We start from the raw sequence: 9,946 nt of genomic DNA, 5'->3' as shown, positions 1-9,946 counted from the left end.
TCCAATTCAGGAAAAGGATGGAATCGCCGAATGCTCGTTCCCCGCGCCAAAAACATGCTATTCTTGAGCGGGTGGACGGAAGAATGTTCCGATCCTCGCATTCGCCCTAACCCTTCGAAAATCCTACTGATTTTGTGAGTTATTAGCCTTGATGAACGCCGCTTCCTCCGAACGCGTATTGGTCACCGGCGCCTCGGGCTTTATCGGCCGGGCGCTTGTGCCGCATCTGCTTGCAGCGGGTTTTAGCGTCCGCGCGGCATCGCGGACGCCGGAGAAAATTCGCCTCGCCGGTGTCGAGACCGCACAGCTTCCCTCCCCTGATGCGCCAGCGGCCGCCTTCGAGACGCTCGCTACCGGATGCGATCATGTCGTCCATCTCGCGGCAATCGCCCATGCGAGGCAGAAGCTTGCGACCGCTGCCTATGAAGCCGCCAACAGGATGCTGGCGGCAAGGCTTGCGGAAGCAGCCCGCAGCGCGGCACAAGGCAAATTCGTATTCATTTCGTCCATCCGCGCGCAATGCGGGCAGGTAGCGGATGGCATCGTGCGTGAAACCGATCCTGCCAAGCCGGAAGACGATTACGGGCGGGCGAAGCTCGCCGCCGAACAGGCAATCGCGGCGATATTTGCCGATACTGGAAAGTTCACCATCCTGCGTCCGGTACTCGTCTATGGTCCGGGCGTTGGCGGCAATATGGCTATGCTTACCCGCCTCGGCCGCCTGCCTGTTCCCCTGCCCTTCGCGGGGCTCGATGCCAAGCGCTCGCTTCTCGACCGTGAGGCGCTTTGCGATGCGATCCTGCATAGTATTCGCGAGCCAAAAACCGATGGCGGCACTTATCTCGTCGCCGATGCGGAACCGCTTTCCGTAGCGCAAATACTTGCCGCCATCCGCGCCGGGCTTGGCCGGAAGCCGGGTCTTTTCCCCGTCCCGCAATCATGGCTCGCCCATCTCGCCGGGCTTGTCGGCCAATCCACTCGCTGGCAAGCGGTCACAGGCGGCCTCATCGCCAGCCCGCTTCTGCTTGAGGAGACGGGCTGGCGGGCGCCGCGTGATAGTTTTCGGCGTATAGCGGAAAGTGCGCGCGCTTAGAATATTTTTGCCTTTAAGTGGAACCCGCCAGCGAGTACCCCCCTCTGGCTTGCCAGCCATCTCCCCCTCAAGGGGGGGAGATTAGCCTTCACCGACGTCGGCACTAACCGCTAACGTTGGAAGGTGAGGGCCAAACGCCGCGTCAGCCGATCTCCCCCCTTGAGGGGGAGATGCCTGGCAAGGCAGAGGGGGGTGTGCTTCGCGATTCCAGTAAAACAGGAACCGCTCTCATACTCAGATATTAAACGCCGCCCCAAGCAGCGCCTTGGTGTAAGGCTGACACGGCGCGTCGAAAATCGCATCCGTCTCGCCTTCTTCAATGATGCGCCCGCCCTTCATCACAACCACGTAATCCGCCATCGCCTTCACCACCGAAAGATCATGGCTGATGAAGATGTAGGAGAGGCCGTGCGCCTGTTGCAGGTCGCGCAGCAGCGCGATCACCTGCCCCTGCACCGAGCGGTCGAGCGCGGAAGTCGGCTCATCGAGGATGACCACCTTCGGCTTCAGGATGATCGCCCGAGCGATAGCGATGCGCTGCCGCTGACCGCCGGAGAATTCGTGCGGGTAGCGGTTGCGCGAGGCGGGATCGAGACCGACCTCCTGCAGAGCGGTCGCGGCGCGGCGGTCTCGCTCTTGCTTACTGAGCTGCGGTTCGTGGACGAACAGCCCTTCGGTGATGATCTCGCCAACCGTCTGGCGCGGCGAGAGCGAGCCGTAAGGGTCCTGAAACACCAGCTGCAACTGGCGGCGCAGGGGCCGCATCGCCGACCGGTCGAATTTCGATATGTCGGTCGTCCCGAATGTGTAATAGCCGCTGCCGGGGATGAGCTTCAGCAGCGCCCGGCCAAGCGTCGATTTGCCCGACCCGGATTCCCCGACAATGCCGATGGTCTGGCCTTGACGTAGCCTTATCGTGACGCCATCGACCGCGCGGAAGGTGACGGGAGAACCGCCCAGAAGCCCGGCCCCGATCGAAAAATCGACCGTGACGTTCCGCCCCTCCAGCATGATCGGCGCATGATCCGGGACCGGCTCCTTCCGGCCGCTCGGTTCGGCGGCGAGGAGCATTTTGGTATAATCCGCCTGCGGCCGCTCGAAGATATCCGCCGTCGTTCCCGTTTCAACCACCTCGCCATGGCGCATCACCACCACCCGTTCAGCGAAATGCCGGACGATGCCGAGATCGTGCGTGATCAGCACGATAGCCATGCCGAAACGCTTTTGCAGCGAGCGCAATAGGTCGAGGATCTGCGCCTGGATGGTGACGTCGAGCGCGGTCGTCGGCTCGTCGGCGATGAGCAGATCCGGCTCGTTCGCCAGCGCCATGGCAATCATCACCCGCTGCCGCTGGCCGCCGGAAAGCTCGTGCGGATAGCTGTCGATCCGCCGCTGCGGCTCGGGAATGCCTACGAGTTCCAGAAGCTCCAGAACCCGCGCCCGCGCCTGTTTGAAGCTGCCGCCGCGATGATGCACGATGGGTTCCGCAATCTGGCGTCCGACGGTATAGAGCGGATCGAGCGATGTCATCGGCTCCTGGAAGATCATGGTGATCTTGGAGCCGCGTACCTTGTTCAGCGCCTTGGGCGGCAAGCCGATCAGCTCCTTGCCGCGATATGTGGCGGAGCCGGTCACGCTGCCGTTTTTGGCGAGCAATCCCATGATGCCCATCATGGTCTGGCTCTTACCCGACCCGGATTCGCCGACGACGGCCAGCGTCTCGCCGGCCTTGATGTCGAGGTCGATGCCCTTGACCGCTTCCACCGCGCCATCGGGCGTCGAGAAGCGGACTTTCAGGTCGCGGACGGCGAGAATGGTTTCCTTTTCGTCCGTCATGTCAGCGGTCCTTCGGATCGAATGCGTCGCGCAGGCCGTCACCCACGAACTGGAGGGAGAATAGCGTGACGACGAAGAAGATGGCCGGGAAGATCAGCAGCCAGGGGGCCGACTGGATATTGTTCGCGCCATCCGCGATCAGCACGCCCCAGCTGGTGAGCGGCGCCTGAACGCCGAGGCCGAGGAACGACAGGAAGCTTTCAAGCAGGATCACCTTCGGCACCACCACCGTGACGAAGATGATGACCGGGCCGGTGATGTTCGGGATGATGTGGCGGCGGATGATCTGCCAGTCGGTGAGCCCCAAAGCCTCCGCCGCGCCGATGAATTCGCGCCGTTTCAGCGCCAGCGTCTGCCCGCGCACGATACGCGCCATATCCAGCCATTCGACCGCGCCGATGACGAGGAAGATCAGGATGAAACTGCGCCCGAAGAACACGACGAGCACGACGACGAGGAACACGAAAGGCAGCGAATAGAGGATCTCGACAAGCCGCATCATGACATTATCGACGCGCCCGCCGATAAAGCCCGATGTGGCGCCGTAGAAGACGCCGATTCCGAGCGAAACCAGACTTGCCAGCAGCCCGACGGCGATGGAAACCTGCCCGCCCAGCATGACGCGGGCCATGAGATCGCGACCGTTGCTGTCGGTGCCGAAGGGGAAATATTCGCGGCTGACCTTGCCCGTCAGCGTCATCGATTTGCCGTCGTTCCCCGTGGCGACTACCTCCGTATCGCGGAACTCGTTCGCCCGGTCGAAATAGCGCGATGTGCGCGGATCGATTGTGCTGTCCGAGGTCACGGTCGCGGTGAAAGTCTCCCCATCGAGCTCGAAGGACTGGAGCTTGACGCGGGCGCGCCCGGCGACATTTTCCATGACGCCCTGAAGCGTCGAGGTATCGGGCCGAGGCTCGAGGCTGGGCCGCGTCAGGACATAGGACGGGAACACCTGATCGTAGGTGTGGCTGATGAAATGCGGGCCGAGGAACGAAAACAGCGCGATCAGCGCCAGCATGAAGCAGCCGGACATGGCGGCGCGGTTGCGCCGGAAGCGCATGAGCGCCAGCTGGAACAGGCTGCGGCTTCTGGTTTCTGGCGCTGCCGCGTCGGACATCGGCGAATGGGTGAGATCAGTCATGGCGCACCCTCGGATCGAGGAAACCGTAGAGGATATCCACCATCAGGTTGAAGAGAATGACGAAGACGGCGATGAGGATCACGGTTCCCATGACCAGCGTATAATCGCGGTTGATGGCGCCAAGCACGAAATAGCGCCCGACACCCGGAATGGTGAAGATCGTTTCCACCACCGCCGAGCCGGTCATCAACGTCGCGGCGCAGGGCGCGAGGTATGAGACAACAGGCAGCATCGCGCCGCGCATGGCATGGGTGATGACCACGCTTTTCGCCGGCAGCCCATAGGCCCTTGCGGTGCGGATATGATCGGTGTTCAGCGCCTCGATCATCGAGCCGCGCGTCAGCCGCGCGAAGACGGCGAGTTGCGGCAGCGCCAGCGCTATCGTCGGCAACAGGAGAAAGCGCAGCGAACCGTCGCCCCAGCCGCCGGCGGGCAGCCAGGCCAGCATGATTGCGAAAATCAGGGTGAGCACGGGGCCGACGACGAAATTCGGCACCGTCACGCCGACGGTGGAAATCGACATGATGATGAAGTCGAGCGTGCTGTTTTGCTTGAGCGCCGCAAGCGTACCCGCGAGTACGCCGCCGATAAGGGCGAGCAGCAGCGCATAGGAGCCGAGCTCCACGGAATAGGGTATGCCCTTGCCGATCAGTTCGGCGACCGTGTTGTCCTTGTAGATGAAGCTCGGACCGAAATCGCCCCTGACGGCATTGCCGATATAGGTGAGATATTGCCGCCATAGCGGCTCGTCGAGATGATAGGTCCTCATCAAATTCTCCATCGTCTGTGGAGGAAGAGGACGCTCCAGATTGAACGGCCCACCGGGAGCAAACCGCATCAGGAAGAAGGACAGCGTGACGACGATGAACACTGTCGGCACGGCGCTCGCCAATCGGCGCAGGATAAAAAGCAGCATGGGCGTATCCACCAGTTTTAACCCTCCCCCTTGCGGGGAGGGTCGGACCATAGGTCCGGGGTGGGGGTGGCGACGTATAGAGCACAGCCGTCACCACCCCCATCCGCCCGCTCCGCGGGCACCTTCCCCGCAAGGGGGAAGGAGGGCGTTTGGCCCCTACTCGCTGACGCTCAGATACTTGCTCAAATGCTGGTCTGGAGCATTGTCCTGCCAGCCCTTCACCTTATCTGCAACAAGCCAGAGGCTGGCCTGGGTCAGGAAGGGAGCGACCGGCTGTTCCGCCATCAGGATGGCTTCCGCCTCATGAAGGATTTTCGAGCGCGCCGCCGGATCGCGTTCCTTATAGGATTGTTCCATCAGCGCGTCATATTTCGGATTATTGAACTTGGAGTAGTTGAACGTCTTGTTGCCACTGACGCTCAGCGCCAAGAAGTTTTCAGCGTCCGCATAATCGGCGGTCCAACCGGCGCGAGCGACGTCATATTTGCCGCCTTCCTGCAAGTAGGCATAATGCGAAGCGACATCGAGATTGCGAAGCGAAACCTTGGCGCCGAATGTGCTCTTCCACATGTCGGCAACGGCGGTGGCCACGCGCTCATGGTTCGGGTTGGTGTTGTAGCGGATTTCGATGTCGAGCGGCTTGCCGCCCTCGCCATAGCCCGCTTCCTTCATCAGCTTGACGGCTTCATCCTCTCGGTCGAGCTGCGACTTATCGGCGAAATCGGCCTTGGACGGCTCGCCGTAGCTCGCGATCCCCGGAGGGACCATCGAATAGGAGGGAAGCTGCGAGCCGCTGTAAATTTCCTTGGCCAGGAAATCGCGATCGACGGCCATCGAAAGCGCTCGGCGGACGCGCACGTCATTGTATGGCGGGTTGCGGGTATCGAAGGTGTAATAATAGGTGGCGAGCCACGGCGCCACGTGCACGGCATCACCATAAGATTTGCGTAGCCGGTCGATCTGGTCAGCGGAGAAATTATAGACAATGTCCATCTCCTTCGCCTCGAAGCGGCGAACCGAAGCTGCCTGATCGTTGATCGGATAGAAGATGACCTTGTCGAGCTTCACATTGGCCGCATCCCAATACTCAGGGTTCTTCATGACAGTGAGGCTGTCATTGGGAACGTGAGCAGCGAGCTTGAAAGCGCCGTTGGAGACCATGACGCCCGGCTGCACGAATTTCGCGCCGTTCTTCTCGACGCTCGCCTTGCTCACCGGCAGCGCCGTCTGGTGCGCCAGGAGTTCTAGGAAAAACGGCGTCGGCTGTTCGAGCGTGATTTCGAGCGTCTTGTCATCCACCGCCTTGACGCCGAGCTGGTCGACCGGCACTTCGCCCTTGTTCACCTTCTGCGCGTTCTTGATCGGATAAAGGATATTGGCATAGCCCGCCGCCGTCTTCGGATCCTCGACGCGCTTCAGGGAGAAGACGAAATCCTCGGCCGTTACCGACGAGCCGTCCGACCATTTCGCATTCGGCCTCAGCTTGAACGTATAGACGGTGCCATCGTCGGAAACGGTCCAGCTTTCGGCTGCTCCCGGCACAATCTTGCCGGAGGCGTCATAGATGGTCAGGCCTTCGTAGAGGTCCTTGAGGATGAATTCCTCGATGTTGATGGATGTATGCGCCTGGTCGAGCGTCTGAGGCTCGTCGGCATTGCCGCGGTGCAGCACCGCTTCGGCAAGCGCAGGGCTTGCGCCGATGAGAAGCGAGCCGAGCAGGATGGCGGCGCGGAAATTGAGTCTGGATATGGTCATTTTCGTTCCCCTTCTTTTGACATTATTGAGTCAAGAAATAGGCGAGTCGGGCATAAAGGCAAGTTTGTTTAGGGGCCTTTAAACGCAAGATTGTTGCGTGATCACAGGGATTTGATTGCGCGGTCCCCTGATACTTTATCTTTGTCGCGCCGCAAAAAATTGGCTATGCCATGCACAACGCGCGATTTGCCCCTCCCCTCGCCCCCGATCCGGACACCCACCATGCTGCAGGGAATCATCCTGGCTTTTGCCGCCTATGCCGCGTTCGCCTTCAGCGATGCCTGCGTCAAGGCGCTCGACGGCACCCTTTCTCCCTATGAGGTCGTGTTCTTCGGCGCGGTGTTCGGGCTGGTGGCTCTGCCTTTCATGAAGCGGGGGGATGAGAAATGGCGCGATATCTTCATCACCCAAAACAAGCCGATGTGGCTGCTGCGCACCCTGATGGCCGCCGCATGCGTGCTCGGCAGCGTCGTCGCCTTCACCCATCTTTCGATGGCCGAGGCCTTCGCGCTCATTTTCCTGCTTCCCGCCTTCGTGACGATCCTCTCCGTGGTCTTCCTCAAGGAGCAGGTCGGATGGCGGCGATGGTCGGCGGTCGGGATCGGCTTCATCGGCGTGCTGATCGTGCTGCGCCCCGGTTTCCGCGAGCTTTCGATCGGGCATCTGGCCGCGTTCATCGCCGGTTTCACCGCCGCGGTCGGCATTGTCATCATGCGGGTCATGGGCAATCGCGAGAAGCGCATCACGCTCTATTCCAGCGGTCTCATCGGCCCCATCGTCATCTCCGGCCTGCTGATGGCGACCGATTATGCCCATCCGACGGCGCAGCAATGGCTCTACCTCGCCGGCTATGGCCTGCTTGCCGCGCTCGCCAGCATCCTGTTGATGCTCGCCGCGCAACGCGCCCCGGCCAGCGCCATCGCCTCCCCGCAATACAGCCAGATGATCTGGGCCATCCTGTTCGGCTATTTCATCTTCCATGACACCATCGACCTGCCGATGCTGATCGGCATCGTGCTCATCATCGCCTCCGGCTTCTTCACCTTCATCCGCGAGAAAAAACGGGGCGTGGCCCAGCCGCCCCCGGTCGCCACCTCCGAGCCGGGCCCCATTCTCTTGCCGGATGAGGCGAAGCCCGAAAAAATGTGATACCGTCCACGAAACGAACGGCCATTCCAGCCGTTTCCCTCTATTCGTGAGAGGTTTCCGCATGGCTCGCCGCACCTACTGGAAAGGCTATCTGAAGCTGTCGCTCGTGACCTGCCCGGTGGCGATGAGTCCGGCCACGTCGGAGAGCGAGAAGGTCCGTTTTCACACGCTCAACCGCAAGACGGGAAATCGCGTCGTCAGCCAATATGTCGATGCCGTCACGGAAAAGCCGGTCGAGGAAGACGACGAGGTCAAGGCCTACCAGACCGGCGAAGACGACTATGTCATTCTGGAAGACGAGGAAATCGAAGCGGTGGGGCTGGAGAGCACCCGCACCATCGATATCGATATGTTCGTCCCGCGCGACAGCATCGACTGGGTCTGGTACGACGCGCCGCATTTCCTCATTCCCGACGATCCGGTCGGCGAGGAGGCGTTTTCCGTCATCCGCGATGCGATGGCCGCCACCGATACGGTCGGCATATCACGCCTTGTTCTCTACCGCCGGGAACGGGCGGTGATGCTGGAGCCGCGCGGGCGCGGCATCGTGCTCTGGACGCTGCGCTATGGCGACGAGGTGCGCGACGCCAGCGTCTATTTCCAGAATGCCGAAGACATCCCCACCGACAAGGAACTCATGCCGCTGGTCAAGCAACTGATCGGCGAGCGGACACGCTCATGGGACCCTTCCCTGATAAAGGACCCGGTGCAGGATAGCCTGCTCGATATCATCACGGCGAAGAAAAAGGGGCACAAGAAACCCGCCAAAGAGAAGACCGCTGCTGAGCCGGAGAGGCCGGGCAATGTCATCAACATCATGGATGCGCTGCGCAAGAGCATTTCGGCGGAAGGGAAAGGCAGGAAGCGATAAGCTCCTGCAAACAGCAAACTTGCCAATTGGCAAAACATCCCTTATTTTATGCCGTAAGGAGATTTGTCATGCTGCACGAAATTCCGCGTACACCAGCTATTCCGACAATCCCGCAAGTCACCGCCCGCGAGGCGGAGGCCATGGCGCGGGCGATGATCAGGTTGTTTGAGAAGTGGCGGATATCCGATGCGGAGGCTCGTGAAATTCTGGGGGGGCTGGCGGCGCGCACTTATGCGCGGTGGAAAGCCGGCGAACTAGGACGCATCGATCGTGATCTCGCCACGCGGCTTTCGCTGCTGATAGGCATTCATAAGGGGCTGCGCTATCTCTTTTCCGATCCGGAACGAGGTTACGCCTGGATCAAAAAGCCGAACCTGGCCTTTGGTGACCGTACCCCGGTCGAAATCATGGCGCAGGGCGATATCTTCTCCCTGGCGCGCGTACGGTCCTATCTCGATGCGGAGCGTGGCGGCTGGTGAAAAACGGCCTTGCGATTGTCCGGGTAAATTGGCCGAAGGCCTGCCGGCTCATCCGCTCCATCCGTCCGCCTATCGACCTTTTCGAGGATATCGCCGACCCCAAGGATTGGGAGGCGCTGGCCTCGGCGGAATCGAAGACCAATCCGCGTATCTGGGACCATATCGGCAAGCTCGACCTGGTGCCGCTGGAGCGGCGCGTCAGCGGACCGGGCGCCAGCTCTCTCATGGCTCCGTTTGTTCATATCAGCACCGACCGTCCGGGACGGTTCACCGACGGCACGTATGGAATCTACAGCGCCGGCGACCGGGAGGAGGTGGCCATTCGCGAGGTGGCGCATCACCATGCAACGGCGATGACGAACAGCAGCGAGGAACCGGGATGGACCTCGCAGTTTCGCATGCTGGTCAACCGGATCGATCTCGATCTGCATGATGCAAGGTCGCATAGTGAATATCATGACCCGGATGGCTACAAAGTTTCGCAAGCTTTGGGGCGAGACCTGCGGGCAGGCGGCGGCAATGGCATCGTCTATCGCAGCGTGCGTTGTCCTGCTGGAGAATGCGTCGCGATCTTCTGGCCAGACCTGATGGAGATTCCGGTCCAGGCGGATCATTTCGATTTTCACTGGGATGGAGAGCGGGTCGACAGGGTGCGCAATTGCCGCACCAATGCGATTTTCGCGCTGTAACCGGGATTTGAGCCGAG

9 protein-coding genes are annotated in these 9,946 nt (G+C 61.0%); 5 read left to right on the top strand and 4 right to left on the bottom strand.

Annotated elements, in window-relative coordinates; all coding sequences use genetic code 11:
* Positions 1 to 151: 151 nt before the first annotated feature.
* Positions 152 to 1,093, top strand: a complete 942-nt coding sequence (locus C7477_RS10130) for an NAD-dependent epimerase/dehydratase family protein (protein WP_110751690.1) — start codon at positions 152 to 154, stop codon at positions 1,091 to 1,093.
* 234 nt (positions 1,094 to 1,327) lie between these two features.
* Here the strand turns inward: C7477_RS10130 and C7477_RS10120 are convergent, their stop codons facing one another.
* The 4 genes from C7477_RS10120 to C7477_RS10105 form a co-directional block, all read right to left on the bottom strand.
* Complete coding sequence (locus C7477_RS10120; protein ID WP_110751688.1) at positions 1,328 to 2,929, bottom strand: ABC transporter ATP-binding protein; 1,602 nt, start codon at positions 2,927 to 2,929, stop codon at positions 1,328 to 1,330.
* Between the two features lies 1 nt (position 2,930).
* Entirely contained in the window at positions 2,931 to 4,070 is a 1,140-nt protein-coding gene (locus tag C7477_RS10115; RefSeq protein ID WP_110751686.1) for an ABC transporter permease, read from the bottom strand.
* Positions 4,063 to 4,986 (bottom strand): oligopeptide ABC transporter permease OppB, encoded by a 924-nt coding sequence (gene oppB, locus C7477_RS10110; protein WP_110751684.1) that lies wholly within the window; start codon positions 4,984 to 4,986, stop codon positions 4,063 to 4,065. Before oppB ends, C7477_RS10115 begins: the two co-directional genes overlap by 8 nt.
* Positions 4,987 to 5,142: 156 nt before the next feature.
* The gene (locus tag C7477_RS10105; protein WP_110751682.1) at positions 5,143 to 6,741 is read right to left on the bottom strand and encodes a peptide ABC transporter substrate-binding protein; all 1,599 of its coding nucleotides are present in this window, start codon (positions 6,739 to 6,741) and stop codon (positions 5,143 to 5,145) included.
* Between the two features lie 222 nt (positions 6,742 to 6,963).
* On the opposite strand from C7477_RS10105, the gene C7477_RS10100 reads away from it, so the two are divergent.
* The 4 genes from C7477_RS10100 to C7477_RS10085 all read left to right on the top strand — a co-directional run bounded on the left by C7477_RS10100 (position 6,964) and on the right by C7477_RS10085 (position 9,929).
* A complete protein-coding gene (locus tag C7477_RS10100) occupies positions 6,964 to 7,890 on the top strand; it encodes a DMT family transporter (protein ID WP_110751680.1) in 927 nt (308 codons plus the stop codon).
* Positions 7,891 to 7,951: 61 nt separating this feature from the next.
* Complete coding sequence (ku, locus tag C7477_RS10095) at positions 7,952 to 8,761, top strand: non-homologous end joining protein Ku (RefSeq protein WP_110751677.1); 810 nt, start codon at positions 7,952 to 7,954, stop codon at positions 8,759 to 8,761.
* Between the two features lie 68 nt (positions 8,762 to 8,829).
* Positions 8,830 to 9,240: an antitoxin Xre/MbcA/ParS toxin-binding domain-containing protein gene (locus tag C7477_RS10090; protein ID WP_110751675.1), complete on the top strand. Its 411-nt coding sequence runs from the start codon at positions 8,830 to 8,832 to the stop codon at positions 9,238 to 9,240.
* Entirely contained in the window at positions 9,237 to 9,929 is a 693-nt protein-coding gene (locus C7477_RS10085; protein ID WP_110751673.1) for an RES family NAD+ phosphorylase, read from the top strand. Before C7477_RS10090 ends, C7477_RS10085 begins: the two co-directional genes overlap by 4 nt.
* Positions 9,930 to 9,946: the final 17 nt, after the last annotated feature.

This window comes from Paramesorhizobium leguminum, from assembly GCF_003217235.1.
Taxonomy (GTDB): Bacteria; Pseudomonadota; Alphaproteobacteria; order Rhizobiales; family Rhizobiaceae; genus Paramesorhizobium; species Paramesorhizobium leguminum.
Note: the sequence above shows the minus strand (reverse complement) of the source record. Positions and strands in the feature narration are given on the sequence as shown.